Here is a 24635-nt window from a genome sequence, read left to right as displayed (position 1 = left end):
CAGAATTGAGAGAACTTAGAAGGTCTAGACTTTAAGAACAGCTGCGTGATGCATAAAACCATTTTCATTCTAGGGGGTGGCAATGGAACATTGTCATGGCTGTTTTTTCGAGTTGCAGCATCCAAACGGCCACTTACTGCTGCCGTAACTCGAATTTTTCGAGTTGCAGCATCCAAAAGGCCACGAACTGCTGCCGTAACTCGAATTTTTCGAGTTGCAGCATTCAAGAGGCCGCAAACTGCTGACGTAACTCGAATTTTTCGAGTTGCAGCATCCAGAAGGTCGCGAGCTGCTGCCGTAACTCGAATTTATCGAGTTGCAGCATTCATGAGGCCGCGAGCTGCTGCCGTAACTCGAATTTTTCGAGTTGCAGCGCCCAAAAGGCCGCGAGCTGCTGCCGTAACTCGAATTTTTCGAGTTGCAGCATCCAAACGGCCACTTACTGCTGCCGTAACTCGAATTTTTCGAGTAATTCCTTGGTTTTCGCTCTGCCGCTGCCGAGTATCTCCTCCCCCCTCGCTATCCCCCCAAAGCTACAGGCCACACTACCAGCAGCCACAACAAAGAAGCTAAGCACAACCCCCTTAGCTTCTTTGTCCTTCACTTTTTAAAACAAATCAATTTCATCTCCGTCAACTCGCGTATCGCATACTTTACGCCCTCGCGCCCTGTGCCGCTCTCTTTCACGCCTCCGTACGGCATGTGGTCCACACGGAAGGTGGGAATGTCATTGATCATGACACCCCCTACCTCCAACGCTTCAGCAGCTGCGAGCGCGGTGCGGACATTTTCCGTGTAAATGCCTGCCTGGAGGCCGTATTTAGAGTCATTAACCAAACGTATCGCTTCTTCGATCGACGAAACGCGATTAATCATGACGATCGGAGCAAATACTTCTTGGCACGAGACGCTTGCGGAAGAAGCAACGTTGAGCAAGACAGTCGGGTGAACGATATTCCCCTCTCTCTTGTTGCCCGTTACGACAATCGCGCCTAATTGCTCCGCTTCTGCTATCCATTGCATCGCGCGTTCAGCGTCACGAGATCCGATTAATGCTGATAGATCCGTGTCTTCCTGCAGTGGATCACCTAGCTGAAGCGTCTCTGTCTGTTTCACGAATTTGTGGACAAATTCATCGAACAACTGGTCATGCACATAAATCCGCTGAAGCGAGATACATACCTGGCCGGCATAGGAAAATGCTCCTGTAACCGCCCTGGCGATCATCGCGTCTACATCAACACCTTGATCCACAATGAGTGCTGAATTGGAGCCTAATTCTAAAATGACCTTTTTTAACCCCGCCTTATTGCGGATGGTGATCCCAACTTCAGGACTTCCCGTAAAGGTGACAGCCTTGATTCTTTTATCCGTAACCAGTAAGTCACCAATCACACTTCCATTGCCAGTTACCACATTTAAAGCGCCTGCAGGAAGTCCCGCCTGTTGCATAAGCTCCGCCAAAAACAAGACAGATAACGGCGTTTGGCCTGCCGGCTTCAAAACAAGTGTATTACCAGCAGCGATGGCTGGCCCTACTTTATGTGCAACCAAATTCATCGGAAAGTTAAACGGTGTAATCGCCGCTACGACCCCCAAAGGCTGATGAATCGTGTACGCAACACGACCTTCCCCACCAGGTGCCGCATCCATCGGAATCGTCTCACCCTGAATTCGCTTGGCTTCTTCTGCGGCGAATTGGTAAGTCGAAATCGTCCGCTCTACCTCTATTCTCGCTGTGGTAATCGGCTTAGCTGCTTCTAGCGCGATTAATCGAGCACATGCTTCCTTATTCTCTCGGATCAAAGCTGCCAGCTTCTCCAGAATTGTTGCCCTCTGATGCGCCGACATCGCTGCCATTACTGGCTTTGCTCGTTCTGCAGCTGCTATGGCTAGCTCAACTTCGGCTGTGCCTGCATAACCGATTTCAGCAATCTGTTCACCGCTGTAAGGTGAGAATAAGGGGCAATACGCACTCGCTTCCACCCATGCTCCATCGATAAATAGCTGCTTCCTCATTCTGATCTCCTCCTTGCACATACGTTCAAGAAGATTGATTATAGCATGTCTTTACAGCCTGCTCTAGGACAACCAATGCCTCAGCGAGCTGTTCATCCGTTATGACCAACGGACTTAGGATGCGTATCACATTCCCGTAAATACCAGCACTCATCACAATGACACCTTGTTGATGCGCTTCCTGCAAAATCCGCGTTGTCAGCTCTTTATCCGGCTTCCTAGATGCCTGATCCTTGACGATCTCTATCGCGCTCATCGCACCTAACGTACGCACTTCCCCAATGCATCCTACTTCGTCCTGCAGACGTAGGAAACGCTCACTAACAGCAGCCCCAATGACAATCGCTCTTTCTGCAAGACGTTCCTCCACGAGCAAATCAATCACTTGTAAAGCTGCTACGCACCCAAGCGGGCTGCCGCCATAGGTGCCACCAATTTCTCCGATGCCTGGTGCGTCCATAATTTCCGCCCGTCCGGTAACGGCACTTAGCGGAAGTCCAGCAGCAATCGATTTCGACATGGTCATTAAATCCGGTACAACGCCAAAGTGTTCCATGGCAAAGTTTTTCCCTGTCCGTCCGAAGCCCGTTTGCACTTCGTCAGCAATCAAGAGGATTCCGTATTTCTCGCAGATTCCCTTCACACCCTGTACAAACTTAGTGGAAGGGATCACAAAACCACCCTCGCCTTGAACCGGTTCCATGATGATCGCAGCAACATCTTCTCCTGGCACCTCGACCAGAAAAAAATCTTCGAATTTCTGCAAAAGTTGCTCATCTACCTCTTCCTGCGACAATCCGGATGGAGCACGATAGTAGTATGGATAAGGCATTTTGTACGTATCCGGTGCAAAAGGACCGAAGCCATTCTTATACGGCTTTACCTTACTAGTTAAAGACATCGCCATATAGGTTCTGCCATGGAAGCCACGTTCGAAAGAAATCACGGCTTTTCGTCCCGTGTATTTACGAGCGATTTTCACCGCATTCTCTACCGCCTCCGCACCGCTGTTTAAGAAGAATGTTTTCTTCGGATGATCCCCAGGTGTCAACGCATTGAGTTTTTCAGCCAATGCTACATAAGGTTCATACATCATGACATGAAAGCAAGGATGTAGATAAAGATCCAACTGATTCTTCAGTGCCTCCACCACTTTAGGTGGACAATGACCGACATTTAAAGAGCCGATCGCCCCTGCCAAATCAATGAACGTATTCCCATCAACATCCGTCAGGAGTGCCCCTTCCCCTTTGGCCGCAAATGTCGCCATTGTATTGAAAGGGCCTCTCGGAATACTCGCTAAACGGCGTGCCAATAGTTGTTGAGCTTGTGGCCCCGGAATCGTTGTTTTCATTTCAATATACGTCGTCTGTCTCGTATTTTGATCCATTCCTTATGCCTCCAAACCACACCAATGAATTAATGTCAATGCGATAATCTCAGCCGCTTCGAACACATCATCCAACACGATATACTCATTCGGATAATGGGCAACTTGTGTGATGCCTGGTCCAAAAACAATACATGGCGTCTCACCAACCTGCGTGAGTAAACCACCGTCTGTGCCCCAAGGCGACGCTTCAATCGTGGGCTCATCTTGTTTAACCACGCGGTATTGCTGCATAAGTACCTTCATCAAGTCATGCTCAGGATCAACACTGCCCGGCACCCATTGTGCCCCGAACCATTCCACACGAGGTGGATGCGATTCGAACCATGTGTCTTTCATCGTTAACCCCGCCATCCACTCGCTCATTTCCGCTTTAGCGGCTTCTAAAGTTTCCTCCGGTGCAACCCCCATGCGACCCTCTAGCTTGACGGTATCAGAAACAGACGAAGGCCAATTCCCACCTTGAATGACACCGATATTAATCGGGATTGGGATGGGATTATTGGCATACAAGGGATCTACAATTCGGGCATTTCTAAGGTCCTCGAGCTCGCGTATGTGCTGAATCACAGTCACACTTTTCTCTATGGCACTCACACCTTCGTATCTCGTACCCCCGTGAGCCGATCGACCTTTGACCTCAATTCGGAACCACATAGAGCCTTGTTGCTTGGGGAATATCCGTAAATTGGTAGGCTCGGGAATGAGCGCCGCGTCCGCCCGGTAACCTCTGACAATAGCCGCCAGCGTGCCCGCTCCACCACTTTCTTCTTCAATGACACTTTCAAAAATCACATCACCCTTCAATGTCAATCCAAGCCCTTGAATCACCTCAATAGCCATAAGAAGCGAAGAAGTGCCACCTTTCATATCCGTAGCCCCACGTCCATACAATTTCCCATCTACGACACGTCCGCTGAATGGGTCATCCTGCCATTGTTCACGATTCCCTTCTGGAACGACATCCATGTGTCCATTCAACAGCAAGGAACGACCGCCGCCCGACCCTTTTAAAACACCAACCACATTCGGACTGCCTATAAATTCACTTCGTGGGGAACAGAAATAGGGATGGCTGCGAAGCGCTTCTCCATCTGGCTCCCAGACTTCAACATCGAGCGCTAACTCTCGCAATTTCTCAGCAATAAAAAGTTGAGCCTCCTGCTCATGACCTTGTGTGCTTGCCATTTTAACTAACTTCTGCAGAAAAGTTGTACCAGCATCTCTATGCTGACAGATCCAATCATGAATGGATGTGTGCAGTTCTGTATGCTCGTTTGACAAGGGAAACTCCTCCTTTCACACATGACACAAGACGTCCTGCCCGCCATTTATGGGATATAGGAAATAGCACTAGGGATGAGTAAACCAGCCTCCGTATGGCGAATAACGTCTTCAATCGTATAAGGCAGCATGATCTCTCTCAAAACCAGCCCCTCCTCCGTAACCTCCATCACGGCCATTTCCGTAATTATCAATTTCACACAGGCTACAGCCGTAAGTGGTAAGTCACATTGCTTTTTAACTTTAGACTCTCCCTGCCGGTTTACATGGTTCATCAGGACGATAACTTTTTTGGCTTTTTGCGCTAGCTCCATTGCCCCGCCGATACCTGCCACTCGCTTCCCCGGGACGATCCAATTTGCCAAATCCCCACGTTCACTCACTTCGAGCGCCCCAAGTATCGTAATGTCGATACAACCTCTACGAATCATGGCAAAAGCAATCGCGCTATCGCAGTAAGAAGCTCCACTTGTTATTGTCATGGGATATCCGCCTGCGTTACACAGAAAAGCATCTTCCTCACCGGGAATCGGCGCACCACCTGCCCCCAGAATGCCATTCTCCGCATGAAAAACAACGTGAATGTCTTCAGGGACATAATCCGCAACCATGGTTGGGATGCCGATACCTAGATTAACGGCCATGCCGCTCTTTAGTTCTTGCGCAGCCCGCTTAGCTATCCGCTCGCGGATTTCTTTTCCCATACCCATTCCCAAGTCACCCCTCTGCTTAAAATCACCATATCCACGAAAATGCCTGGCGTGACAATACTTTCGGGGTCCAGCTCACCTAAGGGAACTATTTCATCGACTTCCGCAATCGTTATCTTTCCGGCCATCGCGACGAGTGGATTCAGATTTCTGCCACTTTTATCGTAGATGAGGTTCCCGTAGGTATCCCCTTTCTTGGCATGCACAATGGCAACATCTGCCGTAAGGGCTGGCTCGATCAGATACGTTTTGCCATCCATGGATACGGTCTCTTTCCCCTGTTCCATGATCGTGCCAACGCCGACATCCACTAAGATCCCGCCAAGACCTACGCCGCCAGCTCGGATTTTCTCACATAACGTACCCTGCGGGTAGAAAACCACTTCCATCGTGCCCTGCTCCATCATCTGACCAGCGTTAGGATTTGACCCAATGTGCGAAGCAATCACTTTCTTTACACATCCTGCCGTGACTAATCGGCCAATACCGATATGCGGAAATCCAGTGTCATTTCCTATGATCGTTAGATCTTTAACGTCCTTCTGCAAAATACCCTCGATTAATGTTGGCGGTGTACCAATGCCGCCAAACCCGCCAAACATCAACGTACAGCCATCCGTAATCGTTTGAAGCGCTTCTTCCAGCGTCTTTACTTTGCTGGCCGCATCCGCAAGTGAGCTTTCACTGGGTACCATCATATCTCCTCCAGTCTAGTCGAGGTAATCTCAGCTATGACTTCCTGAATGGATGCCACCAATATCCCAACCAGTTGGTCAATTTCCCCCTCCGTAATGACCAAAGGCGGGGCGATGATAATCGCATCCCCTTCTCCATCCACCGCACCTGCGGCGGGATATACGAGCAGTCCTTTCTGAAAGGCTCTCTCAATGATCCGAGAGGTGACACCTAATCCAAATGGAAATGGTCGCTTTGATGTCTGATCTGCAACAAATTCGATCGCTACCAACATACCTTGGCCCCTCACATCACCGATGCTCGGGATGCCATTTGCCATTTGCCGCAATTGGCCCATCAAATATTGCCCTTTGCTCTCTGCAGCACTAAGCAACTGATGCTTCTCGATATAACTAAGTACCGCCAACGAAACAGCTGCCGATTGCGGATTGGCACTATATGTGTGGCCAGACATAATACTTTTGGAACCCTTCAAGATAGGCTCCATCACCCGATCTTTTACTAATGTAGCTGCTATCGGTGTATAACCTGCGCTCATCCCTTTCCCTAAAGCAATCAGATCGGGTTCAACGCCGTAATGCTCCATGGCGAACATAGCCCCTGTTCGAGCTATCCCTGTCATGACCTCATCCGCGATGAATAAGATCTCATTCTGTTCACAGATCGCTTTAATTCTTTGGAAATAGCCATTTGGCGGAACAATGGCTCCCCCAGCCGCTCCGATGATCGGCTCTGCAATGAAAGCAGCAATATGCTCAGAACCTATTCGCTTGATCGCCGTTGCCAAATCATCTGCGCACGCTAATTGGCAATTCGGTGAAGTTTTACCTAGTGGGCATCGGTAGCAGTAAGGTGGAGCAACGACTGGAAAGTCTTCTAATAAAGGGATAAAACGTCTTCTACGCAGCACATGCCCTGACATTGAAAGCGCACCCAACGTAATGCCATGATAGCTCATTCTCCTAGAGATCACTTTATTCTTGCCATGTCTCCCTTGCTCTTGCCAATGCTGTATGGCTATCTTCATAGCAGTTTCCGTCGCTTCTGATCCGCTGTTCACGAAGAAGCTCCAGTAGTCGTTGCCGGGAGCTAAGTCACTTAGCTTCGCTGCCAGCTTCTCGGCAGGTTCGCTTGTAAACTGCGACCGATAAACGAAGGATACTTTGTTTGCTTGTTCAAGAATGGCATCAACGATATCTGGAACACCGTGCCCAATTCCAGCAGTCACAGCTCCTGAGCAACCGTCTATATAAGCTTTACCTTGATCATCGTACAGGAAGACGCCTTTTCCATAGGCTATGGTGGGATAATGGTGATCTAAAACCGGCTTAATAACATGCTCCCGCTTCATAACGCACCTCCCACTGGTTCACTACGTTAGGTATTATTTAAGAAATATATTCTTGACGCGTGGAGCCTTCATCAGATCTTCATAACGAAATGCTGTTCCTAGTGCCGAAACATCATGCCAATAGAGTGTCTCTTCAATCTGCTGCGCGGTACTTTCTAAAACGTAAGTACGACAGTTGGTACACGTAATCGCAGGGACCTCCAAGATCTGTACGGCTAATCTGCCATCTGGCATGATCCAGTAGCAATCTTTTACACTTTCTCGAATGTCATCTCTTTCACACCACATGCAATTCATATGCATCCATCCTCCATCATATGGTATAGAACATTCTCACAACGCTCTGTTACTTATGCAAAATAGATGCCAACTTTTAAAAAAGGGTATATGCACGCCTATTATTGAGAATGTATAGGAAAAGCTGCCAGACTTTTGGCAGTTGCTAATTTTTTTGCAGCATAATGAGGAAGTAAGGGGGATGCTGGATGCCAAATGAGCTGCCAACCTATACGAATCATGTTTTTACGGGTACGGATTATTCAATCATGTGTTGTCTGGATAAGCGGAATAAACGGTTACGGGTGGATGATTATAAGGGGAATATCGATGCCATGACTTTGCGAATCCTCGAACTCGCTACATCCCATGCTTTAACTAAAATATTTATCAAATCACACGAGAATGACTGGCAATCTTTTTTATCCAAAGGCTGGATGCTGGAGGGTATTTATAAAGGATATTTCAACGGAAACGATGCTTATTGCATGGCATTTTATGATGACCTGGAACGCAGAACCAGCGATTATTGGCTCGATGAAGATCGCATTCTAGAGCAGGTTTACACACTTCCTCTCAAGCCTGATCGTCCCTTGGTGCCGGCTCCGCTGACACTGCGGGTGGCTGGGGTCCAGGATGCTGAGCAGCTCGCCCAGTTATACAGCCACATTTTCCAGACCTACCCCACTCCGATGAATGAACCGAGCTATGTGGAGAAAACCATGCAAGAGGGCACGATTTATTATCTCATCGAAGATCGCAACCAATTAATTAGTGCTGCTTCTGCTGAGATTAATGCGTTCTATGCCAATGCGGAAATGACAGACTGTGCCACGCTGCCCGCTTACCGGAATCAAGGACTAATGCGACTCCTTATGCATGCTTTAGAAGAAGAATTGATCAGTCGCCATATTACTTGTGCTTATTCGTTATCAAGGGCGCTTTCATTCGGCATGAATGCCGTATTTTACCAAATGGGCTATCGCTATTATGGCCGACTTACGAAAAATTGCGATATTTTTGATAAATATGAAGATATGAACTTATGGGTCAAGCCATTAACATGATCCCCTTTCTCCTTGTATTTCAACTATATGCGTTTCCTTCGCACAGAAGAAGATATCCCAAGTTCTTCTCTATATTTGGCTATCGTCCTACGAGATAGTTGGAACCCTTCCTGCTTCATAAGATCAGCCAGCTTTTGATCCGAAAAAGGCCTGCGGGGGCTTTCGCTGTTAATCCACTCTTTGATTTTCAGCTTCATACGTTCCGATGAGGCGGAATCGCCCCTATCCATTTGCAGTCCAGATGGAAAAAAATATTTTAGTTCAAAGATCCCCCATGGTGTTTGAGCGTACTTCCCAGCCGTAGCGCGGCTGACTGTTGATTCATGTATTCCCAACTTATCAGCAATCTGCTTTAATGTCATTGGCTTTAGATGGAGACTCCCCTTCCAGAAAAAATCGGCCTGCTCCTCCACAATGGCTTGTGTTACCCGGTATATGGTTTTACGTCTTTGCTCTAAACACTTCAAAAAGAACTTCGCCGCATGTAATTTATGGGATAGAAATTTGGCTGCTTCGTTATACTCCGTGTTCTCTTGGACCATTCGCTCGTAATAACCATTGACCGAAAGTCGCGACGATGTTGCTTGATGCAGCAACACAATAAGCTGTTCACCTGCTCTCTCGATAATCACTTCAGGAATGATATAGGGAACAGCTTCTATATGAAAAGCTCCACCAGGCCGTGGATTCAACCCTTTGATGACATCGATCGCTGCCTGAATTTCCTGTGGGGCTACTTGTAGATTCGTTGCTAATTTCGAGATACGGTAATCAGCAATTTCGTTGAGATGACTTCGAATTAACAGTGAAACTAAGGGAAAACAATCGGAGAGAGATTGAACCTGAAGGAGCAGACACTCCTGCAAGCTCCTTGCTCCTATGCCGCGGGGCTCGAAACTTTGTAAAATACGTAAGGCATACTTTGCGGATGTCATATCCACCTTACATATGTCAGCTACTTCTTCCAGTGTTGTTCCCAGATAGCCATTGGTGTCCAAATTTCCAATTAAAAAGGTAATTACTTTCCGAATGGTTTGCGGTATTTTTTTTGCAAAACTCAACTGCTCCTTCAAATGTCTTTCGAGTGAAACCTCATTCAAAGAAGCATGTAAGTACGGGTCATAATTAGCATCTGGCAAAGCTGTGTTACGAAAAAACTTTGGCGAGACATTATTGATGTGATAAGTATCCCAATCGTATCCGGCCATATCCAAGGCTGGGTTTTCGACTAACTCCTGCCTTACAACTTCATGTAATTCTGGCGTAGAGAGTTTGAGAATCATTATTGCTTTGCGAAGTTGAGGGGTAATACGCAACTTGGCCGTTTGTTGTTGGAACATCCCGTATCCTTGGCGCATGTGCATCACCCCATTTCGTTGTTGCTTCTATATGTATTCAAGGTGAGTAGAATTTAACCAAATCTGTGTATATTGTATTTGAATGCGGACATACTAATTTACGACGGTGAAGCAGTGGTGAGGTGTTGTGTCGCAGACAATTTACACAAGGGAAGTTGTTCTTGAATCCATATGGAGGCGAGGAGATGTGCCGCATACCACTTACTGTAGTTTCCATACTGCAATGATGTGATGAGGTAGTTACCTAGCGAAGTAAGGTTCAAAGCAAGAGTACCATCAATTCTACTCACCGTCGAAGAAGACTCCGAAAGGAGTCTTCTTTTATTTTTTCCATATATTAACGAACGGAGGATACCCCCAAATACGGACTTAAAGGAAGTAGATTTTCTCGAATGTTATAAAGATCACTATTATCAGAAAGTAAGAGGTATAACATCATGAGAATTAGAACTGGTCTCCTTTTAGGTGCCAAGATAACTATAGTAAGCCTACTGCTCCTTCAAGGAACAAATGTACAAGCCGCTGAAACTGTTCCTGCACCACCTACCGTCTATTTGGATGGGCATCCTCTCTCTTTTGAGACTCCACCCGTTATTGAAAATGGAAGTAGTCTTGTACCCATGCGTGCGCTTTTTGAAGCAGAAGGTGCTACCATTACATGGGATGAGAATACACGAACCGTGACTGCTGTGAAAGCTGGCACGACCGTTACTTATCGCATCGGAGACATGTTCGCAACGAAAAATAAGGAACAGCTTGCGCTGCCCCTCCCTGGTAAAATTATCGATGGTTCTACCATGATCCCTTTGCGATTTATTAGTGAAACATTAGGCAATCTTGTAAAATGGCACGATTACTCGCGCTCTATTACCATTTCATCTGTTCATAACTATGAAACTACCATTCAATATGGCGTTAACTTGCGTGATACACCAGAGAAAGATGATGATACCTCTGTTCTTCGCATGCTTCCCAAAACAGATAAAATTCACGTCATTCGAGAAATCAACTCGAATTGGTTGGAGGTACAAACTCAAGACAATACTATTGGCTTCATCTCTGCAGCCTCCATGTATACCGACTACACAAGTACAGGTCTAGCTGCGAAGCAAGCGGATGCCTTAATCGCTTTCGGTTCCCAATTTCTAGGTACGCCATATGAATTTGGTGCCAAGCTTGGTCAGACCAAAACGTTTGACTGCTCTTCTTTCGTTAATTACGTATTTGACAAAGTATTGTCAATTGATTTACCACGGGTTTCCTACGACCAAGCGCTGCAAGGGAAGGAAATCGCGCTCAGCGACATTCGCAAAGGGGACCTCCTCTTTTTCACGGCTCGCGGTCTCGATATCGGACATGTTGGGATTTATGCGGGAGACGGACGTATCCTTCAAACCTATTCAAAAGAGGATGGTGTTCACTTCACAGAATTCGATGAGAAGTGGAAGAAGCGATTTGTGACGGCTAGGAGATTATTCTAGAGAGGTGAGTGACGTAATCCTACTCTCTTCTTTTAGTCCGACTTTGTCGACTTAAACTCGCTGTCCGCGTGGAAATTTCTTGATTAGTCCTAAAACACCCAACTAAATAAACTAAAATTACCATCAGGGAATGAAATTAGCTTATTAGTTGGGCAAAATCTGACTATTGGCTTAATTTTTGAGGAGAAACTATATTTTGCTCGGCAATATCGGACTAAACCTGATTCACTAATGAGAGAATACTTTCAACAATTGAACTAACTCTGCTTTGTACTCGGTTAGATCGTAGGAAGAATTATTAACCCTTTCGATGTTCATCTGTAATTGATTCAGCAAGTCACTCTCCCATGCTGACCTAGCCTGAAGTATCTGCAGCGTTCCAGCGAGTCCCGTGTAGCCTCGCACTTTGCCATAGCCCTGTGTCGTATAATAGTGAATGAAACCATTGGACCATTGGGCTGATCTTTCATCAACGGCTTTACGAAATGAATAATCCAGATCAGTTTGCTGGACATAAATCAATAGAGGATCTAATGGCGCGATGATCTCAGCTAGTCTCGTTACCTGCTCAATAACTTTATCTTTACTAGCATCATATTTGATCATGCCAAGTGTCACCGGATTTTGAATAAAACAACATTCAAAAATATACACAATCTCGTTACTTCTTGCCTGTTCCGCGAATTGCCTCCATCTCGCCGTTATTAATTCATTGCTGAGCTGCAAAGGTAACTCATAGATATCATGTTGGTGAAATGAGCTAGCTACTTCCGAAGGAATTTGGAAGTCTAGCTCATTTTCAATTTTCCGATAGGGTAATAAATAATACTCCTCTTGTTTAATGACACGATCCTCACATATGGCTTTGAGGTGAAGTGGGCAGGTTGCCAGCACATCTCTGAATTCACTTTCGGAATAACAAGCGACTCCCTCATAATCCGCAGGATGATCCAGATCCCCTTCCGTGAATAACTTAGCCTTCACATTGAATTCCTTTAAAATATCAAAAACGAGTTGAGCTGTCGTTGACTTTCCAGACCCTGGTAATCCTTCAACGAGTATTAGTTTGGCTTTCATAAATACGGATATCTCTCCTCTTTCTATTTGCAGATTGCGACATGCGTTAGTGACCTAAGTCTTCTACTTCCATAATCAGATTAGGAAACTCATCTCGAAACAGTGTCCAATCTGTCAGCATCTCAACATCTGTTAATAAGCACTGATCAAGGGATGCCACAATTTCAGTACGATTCATGTCAATCCCGATGAACACAACTCTGTTGATCCTATCCCCATACGTGTCATCCCAAATGGCCTGTAATTTGAACTCTTCTTCTAGAACAGCTGCTCTCTCCTCTTCAGGAAGGGCTGCGACCCATAATCCTGCTGGTCCAAAACGGATCGAAGCACCCGCTTGACTGAGGTTTTGGGCATAGTTAGGACGAGATGCCAGCCATACCATGCCTTTGGATCTGACGATCTCAGCTGGCCAATCTGACATCCATTGGTGTAATCTCGAAGGCTCGAATGGTCGATTCCGTTCATATACGAACGAGGAAATGCCGTATTCTTCTGTCTCTGGCGTATGACCCTCTTTTTCCAATTCTTGCAGCCAACCAGCGGATGTGCTCACTTCATCGAAGTTAAATAGACCTGTGTGCATAATGTCAGCTGGATCTACCTGTCCATGGATAGCGCGAATAAATTGGGCTCGCGGTTGTAAGGCACGCAGAACAGCTTCAAGTTCATCCAATTCATCTGATTCCAATCTATCACACTTATTCAAAATAAGAACATCGCAGAATTCAATTTGATCAATCAGCAAGTCCACAACATCCCTCGTATCGTCTTCCCCTACAGCTTGACTACGTTCCAGAAGCGTTTCACCACTGCTATAATCTGTCCAAAATCGGAAGGCATCTACCACCGTAACCATCGTGTCCAGTGTACAAAACTGGGTAAGATCAATGCCCTGTGCTTCGTCTTGATAGGTAAAAGTTTGCGCAACTGGCAACGGTTCACCCACACCTGTCGATTCAATCAAAATATAATCAAATTTATTTTCCTTGGCAAGTCGTTCCACTTCTTTTAACAAATCTTCTCGTAAGGTACAGCAAATACAGCCGTTCGACATTTCAATCAAACTCTCATCCGTCCGAGAAAAACCGTTTCCTTCTCTGATGAGATCAGCATCGATGTTAACTTCGCTTAAATCATTCACAATAACAGCTACTTTTAAACCAACTTGATTATGTAGAATATGGTTTAATATCGTTGTCTTGCCGGCTCCCAAATAACCGCTTAAAACCGTGACAGGTATCGTTTGCATGAACAGAACTCCTTTTTAATCGTAATAATTACTATATGATATCAAATAAAAAACAAACGCTCGTTTGTATCTCAACGCTGCTATTCATCTAATGCTTTCTTCAATGCGTGAAGATTGTTCGTCATAACGCCAATATAGTCTAGATTATTCTTTTTATCCTCCGCCGTTAATCCTTCAAGTGGATTCAACACATCTGTTTTGGCATTGATTTCTTTAGCAATCGTTGCAGCAACCTTGGGATCTACTAATGTTTCAAAGAAGATCGTTTTTACTTGTTTCTCCTTGGCAAATTGAATAATATCAGCCATTTGAGCGGGTGATGGCTCTTCTTCAGGTGAAAGTCCTGAAATAGGGATTTGCGTTAAACCATACGCCTTCGCCAAATAGCCAAATGCCGCATGCTGAGTTACGAATTCTTTGTGCTTCACATTCGCAAGGGTTGACCGAAAAGCTTCATCTAGTGCTTTAAGCTTACCAATATAGGCATCGGCATGCTCTCTATAATCAGCCTGATGAGCAGGATCTGCCTGAATCAAGCCTTGCGCAATTGCCTCTACTTCTTGTTGAGCTAAAGTTGGATCTAGCCATACATGCGGATCGGAGTCATGGGCATGGTCGTCATGATCAGCTTCATGATCCTCTTCATAATCCTCACCCTCATCTGGCACACCTTGCATGAGCGCAATCCCTTTGCTTGCTTCAATGACGACACGCTTCGAATTTGCAGCGCTTTGCAATGCCTGTTCGGCCCATCCTTCAACAAGACCGTTGTAAACAAATACGTCTGCTTCCTTGACCTTTTTCATATCCTTGGCGCTAGGTTCCCAATCATGGGGTTCTGAACCTGCAGGTATTAAGGCAATGACATTCGCATGTTCACCTGCGATTTGCTTCGTGAATTCATACATTGGATAAAAACTTGTTACGATATCGAGTTTACCATCGCTAGTTACGGTTTTGGATGAGCATCCGGCCAACAGTGCAAAGGATACTGCCGTAATAGCGATTGATTTGGCAATAACATATACGTTCATTCTAAAATTCCTCCTTGTAGGTTTGTAAGATAGGTACGGATACCTTTTCTTCAACTATGAATGGCTTCGTTGTTTTTCGTAAACTCCTCATCACTTTCTGAGTACTTAAGCCAAGGATAAGTAGGAGCAAGAGGATGATTGCAATCGTCCCTCCTGGCGGTGTACTCAGTGAGTAAGATGCCGTAAGGCCTGAAAATACCCCCAGCAGGCCCACGCCGATTGCGACTAGAATTGCAGCTGTAAAACTAGACGAAATGCGGATCGCCAAGGCCGCTGGTAGTACGATGAGGGATGAAACGAGAAGCACCCCTACAATCGGCATCGCAGCGGATACGATCATCCCCGTTAGTACACTAAAACAGAGTGATAGCCATTTCACAGGAATACCATTCGTTCTCGCTGTATCTTCATCAAATGTGATTTGATACAGTTGTCGACGGAAAAGGTAAAAGAATAAGACGCCAATGACCGTCACACTTCCCATAAGCACAAGTTCCGTTTCATTCACAGCTACAACGGAGCCGAATAAATAAGCGGATAAACCTTTGTTCATGCTGGGACTTAAACTCATTAGAATAACAGCCGAGGACAGCCCGCCAATCATGATAATGGCAATCGAAATTTCACTATAAGACTTATAAGACCTTCTGACATATTCAACAATGACAGCACCTAGCGATGCTACCACAAAGCCCGTCAAGGTAGGATGAATATGGATAAAAGCACCACCCGCTACACCGGCTAACGACACATGCGAAAGCATGTCAGCCATAAGTGCTTGTCGGCGTAATATGAGGTAAACGCCGAGTACCGATGCGATGATCGCGATCAGCCCACCGGCACAAAATGCCCGTTGCATGAAGTCGTAGTGCAGCATTTCCATCCGCCTTCCTCCTTTCTCTCCAAAGTTACAATTCTGTTTATGTAGGGGGTGACTTCCTCCAACTGATGCGTGACCATCACAACCGTTCGACCCATCTTCACTTGGTGATGCATAAGTTGATACAAGCCAAGGCGGCTGGCCAGATCCATCCCTGTCGTTGGTTCATCGAGCACAAGCATATCCGGCTCTTGCACTAAAGCCCTAGCAATACAAATTCGCTGCTTCTGACCACCTGAAAGCTCGCCAATTCTTCGCTTGCGCAAATCCCACATACCCAATTGACGAAGAAATACTTCGGTCATCGTATCATCTTCTTTGCGAAGCCTGCGCAGCCACGGTCCTTGGGCAAACCTGCCTGATCGTACAAACTCCCAAATGCTAGTTGGGAATCCGCTATTGAACGCAGCGATCTGTTGGGACACATAGCCTACGCGCAATTTATCTCCTTTCTCATTGGTCGGCGATAAGTATCTGTGGCCTTTCCACGGTGCAACCAAACCCAATATAAGTTTAAGCAAGGTTGACTTTGCGGCACCATTGGGACCAATCACTGCAACGAATTCGCCAGACTGAATGTCCACTTGAGCATCTTGGATGCAGGCGATATCCGTATATCCGAACTCCACCTGTTGTAAAGAGGCAAGTAGCATCATCTTCAACTCCCTTGTATTTAATGCGTAAATTTTACGATTATAGCATAGAATGAAATCAAAAGAAGATTGACCGTGTGTTCTCGTTATTCTGTCTATTTTCTGCTCAACCGACGACTTAATAGTAAAATTTACGCTTTACCAAATGTAATATATCTTGCTTTTTCCACGGTGTCAAGATCCTGCTTGCCAGAATTAGCATCTTCGCATATGATTTTAATCGTAATCATTACTTTTAAGTCACAGTAATAAAATGTTCATTAAAGGAGTTAACAGCCATGTTAAGTAGCGTGTACCGTACAACCATGACCGTTCTTGCAACGCTCTGTCTCATTCTTCTTGTACTTCTTCTCAAAAGAATTGATTTCTTGTACAGCTTTTTTACAGTTGAGCACTTGCAATCGTTTAAGACCATCTTCATTAGCCTTATTCTTGAAGCATTACCGTTCATTTTACTTGGTGTCATTATTTCCTCCTTGCTGCAATCTTTCGTGCCAGAGACAGCCATTCGCCGCTTTATACCTCGAAACCCTATGCTAGGCATCCTCTTCGCGTGTCTGTTAGGATTACTTTTCCCCATGTGTGAATGTGGCATGATTCCGATCGTTCGCAGACTTATTCAAAAAGGAATGCCTGTTTACATCGCTGTCGTTTTCATTGTTGCTGGCCCGATTCTTAATCCCATTGTCTTTGCAGCTACACTTATGGCTTTTCGCAACCAACCTTCGATTGCCTATTCTCGTATGGGACTTGCTCTAATGGTGACAATGGTAATCGGTTTGATTCTCTATCGATTCGTACGGCACAATCCGTTAAGGAGCGCTCAAGGTCATTCATTCCATCATCACCATCATAACCATGACCATCACGGTGGCTTTTCAAGTAAAGTAACGACATTCTTCGTACATACATCCAATGAGTTTTTTGATATGGGAAAATACTTAGTCTTCGGCGCTCTATTAACCGCACTGATTCAAGTCTTTATGCAGAGAGACAGCCTGCTAACCATCGGGCAAGGCCCTCTCTCTTCGCACATTTTTATGATGGGATTAGCCTATATCCTTTCTATTTGTTCGACCTCTGACGCTTTTGTTGCATCTTCTTTCCAGACTTCGTTTACATCCGGTTCTTTGCTCACGTTCCTAGTCTTCGGTCCAATGCTTGATTTTAAAAGCACACTCATGCTGTTATCGGTATTCAAAACTAAATTCGTCTTGTTACTTGCACTGTTAATTGCTTGCACGGTTCTTATATGTTCATTGCTTTGGGAATCTATCATGTAATCATTTCGGGGAGGAATTCGTATGAATCACATTCGAGTAACGAGCTTTCATCATGTCTTTCGCACGCTGATATTACTTGGCTTTTCCAGCTATATTGTTGTCCTATCGAAATCCGATACATTACAGCTCTATATCGCTCCACGTATGATGATTTACGTCAAACTAGCTTCCGTTTTGTTGTATATCATTGCTTGTTTTCAGGGCTATATGGTCCTTCGTTCCTACTGGGGAAGACCAGTTGCCTGTGCGTGCAATCCATCAGAAACCCGCTCGCCCTTACGACATGTCATGGCCTATGGGCTCCTTCTTTTACCCTTAATTCTAGGCTTCCTTCTGCCAGACACAGCCCTAAACAGCACGATGGTAGCTGCCAAAGGAATGAATCTTTCCGCTGCTACGTCGAGCATAGCTAGCACCCGAGTCGAGTCCAGCACGCTACCCAGCGAACCTGAGAATGTCACGATACCAACAAGGCCAGCCTCTCCAGCCGCTGCTCCAAAGGGAACACTGTCAGAGTCTGACATTGAGCAATTATTTAAAGCGCCTGACGAATGGAACGAGGATTTTGCCAAAATGGGGGTGATTCTATATCATAAGGATCGAATTATTGTAGAGCCAGAAATCTATATGGAGATCTTGTCGACCGTTGATCTCTTCAAGGAAAACTTTATTGGGAAAGAGATTGAATTAACAGGTTTCGTATATCGCGAGGATAAAATGAGGACGAACCAATTCGTTGTTGGTCGATTTGCGGTGAGTTGTTGTTCAGCGGATGCATCGCCTTACGGGGTATTGGTTGAATTCCCATCAGCGCAAACATTCCCACAGGATATGTGGGTAAAAGTGACGGGAACCGTTCAATCTGGCAACTATAACAGCAACGAGATATTCACCATTGCGGCTACTCACATTGAGGAGATCACGGCGCCAAGCTCACCGTATGTGTATCCACATTTTGAACCCTTAACGGTACTCAAATAGTTAAGCTAGTCACCGTTCTTAGCGCAACCTCAATCTTTAAATAGCTCCTCTAGAATCATCTTTCGATTGTCAAGAAATCGCTTAGTAATCATGTAGTGCAGCGTTTCCTCATACGCAATTTCACTGATCGGCTGGTCATCGAAACTAAGAATTTGTGCATCTGGATAGCCAAGCAGTATTGGAGAATGGGTGGCGATAATAAATTGAGCTTCCTTCTCCAAGTCTTTGATAACACGCATGAGGGCTAACTGCCTTGCAGGAGATAACGCTGCCTCGGGCTCATCGAGGAGATATATGGCCTTTTTCCCAAATCGATGTTTAAAAAGGGAGAGAAACGCTTCGCCATGCGATTGCTCATGTAACGAGCGTCCACCATAATAAGGTAAACTTTCTGGAATCGTGTCTAAATAACTAGCAAAATTATAGAAGGTTTCGGCTCTTAGGAAAAAACCATTTGTTATTTTCGGCATCCAAGACAGACGTAAGTGCTCCCCCAAAATGGAGTGAGCCGCATCGACGTCATAGACATTATTTTTACCGCCACTGGCCGTGTTAAATCCGCATTGGTAGGCAATCGCTTCCAGAATCGTTGATTTCCCTGACCCATTCTCGCCAACAAAAAAAGTAACATTCTTCTCAAACCTGATGGAAGTCAACGATTGAATCGATGGGATCGTGAAAGGATATTTCGAAGCATCTATATTCGCTTGTTTTTGGATTTCTAGTCTTCTCAAATACATGATGTTCAACTCCAAATCAGATTTCGAAGCTCATCTTCTATTGTAAACTTTTCTAACTCGAAGTAAAGAAATGCCGCAACCCACGATAGTTAATAACATTAACTATTGATCGTAAAAAGCGAGAAACACGACTGCTCCGTCCTCGAAAAGTTAGCATCTAAAAATGATGCGCATATACATCTTTTTCTGCTAGAGAAGTTACGTTCTATTAGGAAAGATGGGATTATGCATCTTTTTGCATCACATTTATCCTTTTTAAGAAATATCGGTAAAAAAAGATGTATTTTCGCAGCAATTCTTCGATAAACGGTCTATTCCCCTTAAAAAAGATGTATTATCGCAGTTCTCTGCACTGGCATCAAAAAAAAGCCCAATTACATCGCCCAAGGCGCCTGCTCCTCTTCCCCGCCTCGGGGTAAGACAAAAACAGCAAAAAAAACTAAGCGCTATTTACTCAGCTTAGCTCTTTTATGAATAATAAGGGGGGATCCCCTCATCCTTAAAGTTCAATGATCTTCGTTGCAACGTGATGGCAAAATTCCGCGTCATGCTCAACGAAAAGAAGGGTTGGCGCGTATTGAATCAGCAATTCTTCAATCTGCATGCGCGATATAACATCAATAAAATTAAGCGGTTCATCCCAAATGTGCAAATGAACGTTTTGACTCAGACTTTTTGCAATAAGGACTTTCTTCTTCTGGCCGCCGCTAAAAGCGGAAATATCTTTCTCGAATTGTACTCTGGCAAAATCCAGCTTTCTTAATATGGCCTTAAACAGACTCTCATCAATGCCATTTTGCTTTGCGAAATCCGTCAAATTGCCTTGCAAATGAGAAGTGTCTTGGGACACATACGAGATCTGGAGCTGACTTCCCTTTCGGAAGGTTCCCGAATAGGTGATATCCTGACCGCAAAGCAGCTTGATTATACTTGATTTGCCTGAGCCATTTTGACCTGATAGTGCAATTCGCTCGCCTTGCTCGATTGTAAAGCTGACATTCTGGCAAACGACCTTTTCGCCATACAATATCGACACATTCTCAAGCTCAGCAAGTTGGTTTCTATGATAAGCAAGTTGAGATATCTTCAAATCATCTGCGCTTTCCATATTTCGAAGGAGCTTTGATTTCTCGTCGATGGCTGTTTGCTGTCTATTCTCAATTGATTTAGAGCGTTTCATCATTTTGGCCGCTTTGTGACCAATGTACCCCTTATCCACCTTGGAACCTGAATTTCTAGTACCATTTTTGGTTTTCTCGACTTCATGTGACCAGTCACCCGTTCGTTTCGCAGAATCGGATAGCCGTTTAATATCCTTCTTCAGCTTTTCGTTTTCTGCAAGTTCGAACTGATCCTGCCTCTGTTTATTTTCCCACCAATCGCTAAAATTCCCTCTTTGAATATCAATATTCGTCTTGTTGATGGAAAGAATATGATCGACACAGTTATCCAAGAAAGCTCTGTCATGCGACACCAAGATGAATCCGCTCTTAGATTTAAGGTAGGAGCTGACCAGCTTTCGCGCTTTCATATCCAGATGATTGGTGGGTTCATCAATCAACAGAAAGCTGTTTTCCTTCAGAAATAGTGCAGCCAACAACACTTTCGTCTGCTCTCCATTGGATAATGAATCAAAGGAACGATACAGTACATCCTCAGAAACCTTCAACAAGGAAAGCTCACGCATTAATTCCCAATGTTGATAATCTGCTAAAATGTCATTGATAATATTAATGGTATTATTTCCCTTATTATTCACTTTAAAAGGAAAATACTCAAAACTGACATTTGCGGAAATATGTCCGCTGTATTCATACTTCCCAAGCAGTAAGTTGAGAAAAGTCGTTTTCCCTCTTCCATTTCTTCCAGTAAAACCTAATTTCCAATCCGTATCGATATGAAAATTGACATCCTCAAATATATAATCATAGCTGCCATCATAGGCAAACGTGAGGTTTGTAACTTGTATTAATGACATTATTGAATCCTCCTAACCACGCGTGATGCTGAACCCATCATATCATAATAGGATTTACCATTTCGAAGGAAAGGATAACTATAGATAAACTATCCTTCTCCATTCAAATACATTTGTTTACATTCAGTTTAAAAAGGTACGTTACAATCACGTTATCAATTGTTCTTTAGGAGGAATTACATTGGATGCTTCACAACGAAAAGAATTCGCACAGCATGGCGATTGGGCTGTCGAAGCGAATGGACTTGTCAAAACGTTTGGCGAAAATCGAGCGGTAGACGGTGTGAATTTGAAAGTAAAGGCAGGCACGATTTACGGCGTACTTGGTCCGAATGGCGCGGGTAAAACAACCACTATCAATATGCTTGCGACCTTATTACGTCCCGATGCGGGATCTGCGAAAATCTTCGGATACGACGTCGTGAAGGAGTCCCAAATCGTACGTCAATTGATCGGCGTAACAGGTCAATACGCATCTGTCGATGAGTCGTTAAGCGCGACAGAAAACTTGATCATTTTCTCCCGTCTCCTTGGGCTCAGCCGTAAAGAAGCTCGTCAGAAGTCAGACGAATTGCTTGAGGAATTTGGATTAACAGAGGCTGCAAAACGTCCATTGAAAAATTTTTCCGGCGGTATGCGCCGCAGATTGGATCTTGCAGCAAGTCTTATTGCCCAGCCTCCACTCATCTTCTTAGATGAGCCGACGACCGGGTTAGATCCGCGTACACGTGCTCAGATGTGGGAAACAATCCGTCGATTGGTAGACACAGGTTCAACCATATTGCTTACAACGCAATATCTGGAAGAAGCGGATCAACTAGCTGATCGAATCGCGGTCATTGATCGCGGGCGCGTCGTTGCAGAGGGTACCGTGGATGAACTTAAAGCTTCTGTGGGTACGTCTTCTTTGCAGCTTACTGTCCAGAATCCGCTAGACATTGAGCAAGCTCGTAGAACGGTTGAGCAAGTTCTCCACGTAGCTTCTACTGTGGTTGCTGGTCAAATCTCGGCTCCAATGGCGAACGCTGATCGCGTCACGGACTTGCTGATCTCCCTGCGCGAAGCTGGCATTCACTTGGCGGAGTTGAGTGTTCAGAAGCCGACACTCGATGAAGTATTTTTAACCATTACAGGCCATGGCGTCTCAGAGCAAGATTCAGAAACGTCTGATTCATCAAGTAAGAAACAGGAGGCACGTGTATGAGTACATCAATTAAACCTGTATCCGAGCGCCATTTGCGAAACCACACCAGCTTCCGTCAGTCCATACGTAATTCATTAACCATGGCTTACCGCGGATTGCTAAAGATCCGTCGTACACCTGAACAATTGTTCGATGTCACGCTTCAACCGATCATCTTTACTTTGATGTTTACCTATATTTTCGGCGGAGCCATCTCCGGTGATGTCGTGAGTTATTTGCCTGTCATTATTCCCGGCATTCTCGTTCAAACCGTGATCACCACATCCATCGTTACGGGTGTCCAGTTACGAGAGGACATGGATAAGGGTGTGTTCGACCGATTCAAATCATTGCCCATTGCCCGGATAGCCCCACTTGCGGGAGCCCTATTAGCTGACACCATACGCTACACCATTGCGACGGTACTTACCTTCTCTATGGGCTTCATCATGGGTTACCGACCTGAAGGCGGATTGGCTAACGTTGCCATCGCCGCGCTGCTTGTTATTTTCTGCTCATGGGCCATTAGCTGGATCTTCGCATTCTTCGGCGTCATTGCACGTACAGCATCCAGTGTACAAGGGATCTCGATGCTGGTCCTATTTCCACTTACGTTCCTATCGAATGCCTTCGTACCGGTCGACACTATGCCGAACTGGCTACAGTGGTTTGTCAAAATCAATCCAATTTCGCACCTTGTCTCCGCTGTCCGCCAGCTAGCGAATCAAGGAACCGTTGGTTGGGATCTAACGATCTCCCTTTTCGGTGCAATCGTGATCGTGGCGATTTTTGCACCAATTACGGTGATTGCTTACATGCGCCGGACATAGTCGTTGAACGAAAGAGGCCGTTTCAAAAAGTCGATCTAGACTTTTTGAAACGGCCTCTTATCATTTCGTAGCTTCCCATTTATTTGACATGAATCATAATCTTCCCCACGTGACGACCTTCACCAAAATAATGAAGAGCTTGAGCTACATCACCCAAGGGGTAATGCCGATCCATGACAGGCACGATTTTCCCCGCCGCTCTTAGTTCCATTAGTTCATTCTGATCCTTCTTATTTGGCTTGTGCAACAGGAGTCCCATTTTCTTCGTGCCAAACATTGAAATCAAGGGTCCCAATAACATGACTTGCAAAATCCGATGCATCGGACCTCCCACCATCACATATTGGCCTTTCGGATTTAAAGCTCGTTTGCAGGGTTACCCTTCATCCAGCTTTAATTTATCACTTTTAGTTCGCCATATCACATAAGCCAGAATTCCGAGTGTTACAAGCGCTCCAGCCAACGCAAGCCCCATGTCTTTATTAGAATCGAATACATCTCCCTGCATGCCCACGTATTCTTCTCCGTATTTCTCAACCGCATAGGCTGCACCCATTTCTACAATTTCAAAAAAGGCGCTAATCCCAAGGACAACTACTGTAGTAATGGCATATGACCAGAAGCCCCGCTTGATAGCGACCCGGGTAAGCAATTCGCGGAAGGGATAGGCCCAGAACAGTCCGAATGCGAAATGAACGACCCGATCATAGTAACTTCGCTGAGTACCCATCGTTGCTTTCAGCCAGGTATCAAAAGGTGTGGCTTGGTACGTATAATGAGCTCCGTAGGTGTGCAAGCAGAGAAAGATAAACATGCACAGATACGATAAATTTGAGAATTTGAAAACATGATAAGTGAACGCTAGAACCAATACAACGGCCACTGGAAGCAAGCTCTCCATCAGCCATTGCATACGCTGTGTTGGTGAAATGGCTGTGATTACAAAGTAAGCGAAGTAAATGACAAGCATCACATGCAGAGGCCAATTACGTGAAAATGATACATCATGTTTCGTCAGCATAGTAGCAGGCGACCTTCATTTTTAGTTAGGTTCGTGCATCTAGTGTTGACAAGGATCCCCGCTAGATATACATGAAGTCAACGTGCTTACA

23 protein-coding genes and 1 pseudogene are annotated in these 24635 nt (G+C 45.2%); 6 read left to right on the top strand and 18 right to left on the bottom strand.

Going from position 1 to position 24635, the window contains the following annotated elements:
• The 8 genes from AC58QT_RS30155 to AC58QT_RS30120 form a co-directional block, all read right to left on the bottom strand.
• The coding region (locus tag AC58QT_RS30155) for a hypothetical protein (RefSeq protein WP_497412210.1) at positions 1–227 on the bottom strand (227 nt) is incomplete at its 3' end.
• 373 nt (positions 228–600) lie between these two features.
• Positions 601–2019: an aldehyde dehydrogenase family protein gene (locus AC58QT_RS30150; RefSeq protein WP_497412209.1), complete on the bottom strand. Its 1419-nt coding sequence runs from the start codon at positions 2017–2019 to the stop codon at positions 601–603.
• A 25-nt stretch (positions 2020–2044) separates the two neighbouring features.
• Entirely contained in the window at positions 2045–3409 is a 1365-nt protein-coding gene (gene gabT, locus AC58QT_RS30145; RefSeq protein WP_497412208.1) for a 4-aminobutyrate--2-oxoglutarate transaminase, read from the bottom strand.
• Positions 3410–3412: 3 nt separating this feature from the next.
• A complete protein-coding gene (locus tag AC58QT_RS30140) occupies positions 3413–4693 on the bottom strand; it encodes a peptidase (protein WP_497412207.1) in 1281 nt (426 codons plus the stop codon).
• Between the two features lie 47 nt (positions 4694–4740).
• A complete protein-coding gene (locus AC58QT_RS30135) occupies positions 4741–5403 on the bottom strand; it encodes a 3-oxoacid CoA-transferase subunit B (RefSeq protein ID WP_497412206.1) in 663 nt (220 codons plus the stop codon).
• Positions 5370–6098, bottom strand: coding sequence for a CoA transferase subunit A (locus AC58QT_RS30130; protein ID WP_497412214.1), 729 nt, complete (start codon positions 6096–6098; stop codon positions 5370–5372). Before AC58QT_RS30130 ends, AC58QT_RS30135 begins: the two co-directional genes overlap by 34 nt.
• Positions 6098–7450 carry an aspartate aminotransferase family protein gene (locus AC58QT_RS30125; protein ID WP_497412205.1) on the bottom strand — a complete coding sequence of 451 codons (1353 nt, stop codon included), beginning with the start codon at positions 7448–7450 and terminating at the stop codon, positions 6098–6100. Before AC58QT_RS30125 ends, AC58QT_RS30130 begins: the two co-directional genes overlap by 1 nt.
• A gap of 33 nt (positions 7451–7483) precedes the next feature.
• Positions 7484–7747 (bottom strand): YokU family protein, encoded by a 264-nt coding sequence (locus tag AC58QT_RS30120; protein ID WP_497412204.1) that lies wholly within the window; start codon positions 7745–7747, stop codon positions 7484–7486.
• 188 nt (positions 7748–7935) lie between these two features.
• Between AC58QT_RS30120 and ablB the strand changes: the two genes are divergently transcribed.
• Positions 7936–8793 carry a putative beta-lysine N-acetyltransferase gene (gene ablB, locus AC58QT_RS30115; protein WP_497412203.1) on the top strand — a complete coding sequence of 286 codons (858 nt, stop codon included), beginning with the start codon at positions 7936–7938 and terminating at the stop codon, positions 8791–8793.
• 23 nt (positions 8794–8816) lie between these two features.
• On the opposite strand, the gene rpoN is transcribed toward ablB, so the two are convergent.
• A complete protein-coding gene (gene rpoN / locus AC58QT_RS30110) occupies positions 8817–10151 on the bottom strand; it encodes an RNA polymerase factor sigma-54 (RefSeq protein ID WP_497412202.1) in 1335 nt (444 codons plus the stop codon).
• A 437-nt stretch (positions 10152–10588) separates the two neighbouring features.
• Here rpoN and AC58QT_RS30105 point away from each other — a divergent pair, with 437 nt between their 5' ends.
• Positions 10589–11632 (top strand): stalk domain-containing protein, encoded by a 1044-nt coding sequence (locus tag AC58QT_RS30105; protein ID WP_497412201.1) that lies wholly within the window; start codon positions 10589–10591, stop codon positions 11630–11632.
• A gap of 228 nt (positions 11633–11860) precedes the next feature.
• Here AC58QT_RS30105 and AC58QT_RS30100 read toward each other — a convergent pair whose 3' ends face one another.
• The 5 genes from AC58QT_RS30100 to AC58QT_RS30080 form a co-directional block, all read right to left on the bottom strand.
• Positions 11861–12709: a P-loop NTPase family protein gene (locus AC58QT_RS30100; RefSeq protein ID WP_497412200.1), complete on the bottom strand. Its 849-nt coding sequence runs from the start codon at positions 12707–12709 to the stop codon at positions 11861–11863.
• 46 nt (positions 12710–12755) lie between these two features.
• Positions 12756–13961: a GTP-binding protein gene (locus AC58QT_RS30095; protein WP_497412199.1), complete on the bottom strand. Its 1206-nt coding sequence runs from the start codon at positions 13959–13961 to the stop codon at positions 12756–12758.
• An 80-nt stretch (positions 13962–14041) separates the two neighbouring features.
• Positions 14042–14995 (bottom strand): metal ABC transporter substrate-binding protein, encoded by a 954-nt coding sequence (locus AC58QT_RS30090; RefSeq protein WP_497412198.1) that lies wholly within the window; start codon positions 14993–14995, stop codon positions 14042–14044.
• Position 14996: 1 nt separating this feature from the next.
• Positions 14997–15878, bottom strand: a complete 882-nt coding sequence (locus AC58QT_RS30085; protein WP_497412197.1) for a metal ABC transporter permease — start codon at positions 15876–15878, stop codon at positions 14997–14999.
• Entirely contained in the window at positions 15824–16528 is a 705-nt protein-coding gene (locus AC58QT_RS30080; protein ID WP_497412213.1) for a metal ABC transporter ATP-binding protein, read from the bottom strand. The genes AC58QT_RS30085 and AC58QT_RS30080 overlap by 55 nt, the downstream gene beginning before the upstream one ends.
• Positions 16529–16806: 278 nt before the next feature.
• Between AC58QT_RS30080 and AC58QT_RS30075 the strand changes: the two genes are divergently transcribed.
• Entirely contained in the window at positions 16807–17811 is a 1005-nt protein-coding gene (locus AC58QT_RS30075; RefSeq protein ID WP_497412196.1) for a permease, read from the top strand.
• A 21-nt stretch (positions 17812–17832) separates the two neighbouring features.
• Positions 17833–18792, top strand: a complete 960-nt coding sequence (locus AC58QT_RS30070) for a TIGR03943 family putative permease subunit (protein WP_497412195.1) — start codon at positions 17833–17835, stop codon at positions 18790–18792.
• Positions 18793–18821: 29 nt separating this feature from the next.
• Here the strand turns inward: AC58QT_RS30070 and AC58QT_RS30065 are convergent, their stop codons facing one another.
• A complete protein-coding gene (locus AC58QT_RS30065; RefSeq protein WP_497412194.1) occupies positions 18822–19532 on the bottom strand; it encodes an AAA family ATPase in 711 nt (236 codons plus the stop codon).
• A gap of 499 nt (positions 19533–20031) precedes the next feature.
• Positions 20032–21510: an Lsa family ABC-F type ribosomal protection protein gene (locus AC58QT_RS30060; RefSeq protein ID WP_497412193.1), complete on the bottom strand. Its 1479-nt coding sequence runs from the start codon at positions 21508–21510 to the stop codon at positions 20032–20034.
• 181 nt (positions 21511–21691) lie between these two features.
• Here AC58QT_RS30060 and AC58QT_RS30055 point away from each other — a divergent pair, with 181 nt between their 5' ends.
• A complete protein-coding gene (locus tag AC58QT_RS30055) occupies positions 21692–22714 on the top strand; it encodes an ATP-binding cassette domain-containing protein (protein ID WP_310224349.1) in 1023 nt (340 codons plus the stop codon).
• A complete protein-coding gene (locus AC58QT_RS30050; protein WP_173109143.1) occupies positions 22711–23523 on the top strand; it encodes an ABC transporter permease in 813 nt (270 codons plus the stop codon). The genes AC58QT_RS30055 and AC58QT_RS30050 overlap by 4 nt, the downstream gene beginning before the upstream one ends.
• 79 nt (positions 23524–23602) lie before the next feature.
• Here AC58QT_RS30050 and AC58QT_RS30045 read toward each other — a convergent pair.
• Together AC58QT_RS30045 and AC58QT_RS30040 are read right to left on the bottom strand one after the other, a co-directional pair.
• Positions 23603–23881: pseudogene (locus AC58QT_RS30045) on the bottom strand (zinc-binding dehydrogenase); the annotation flags it as partial.
• 18 nt (positions 23882–23899) lie between these two features.
• Positions 23900–24544, bottom strand: a complete 645-nt coding sequence (locus AC58QT_RS30040) for a DUF2238 domain-containing protein (protein ID WP_497412192.1) — start codon at positions 24542–24544, stop codon at positions 23900–23902.
• Positions 24545–24635: the final 91 nt, after the last annotated feature.

The sequence above is a fragment of the Paenibacillus sp. J31R109 genome (genome assembly GCF_059692055.1).
Note: the sequence above shows the minus strand (reverse complement) of the source record. Positions and strands in the feature narration are given on the sequence as shown.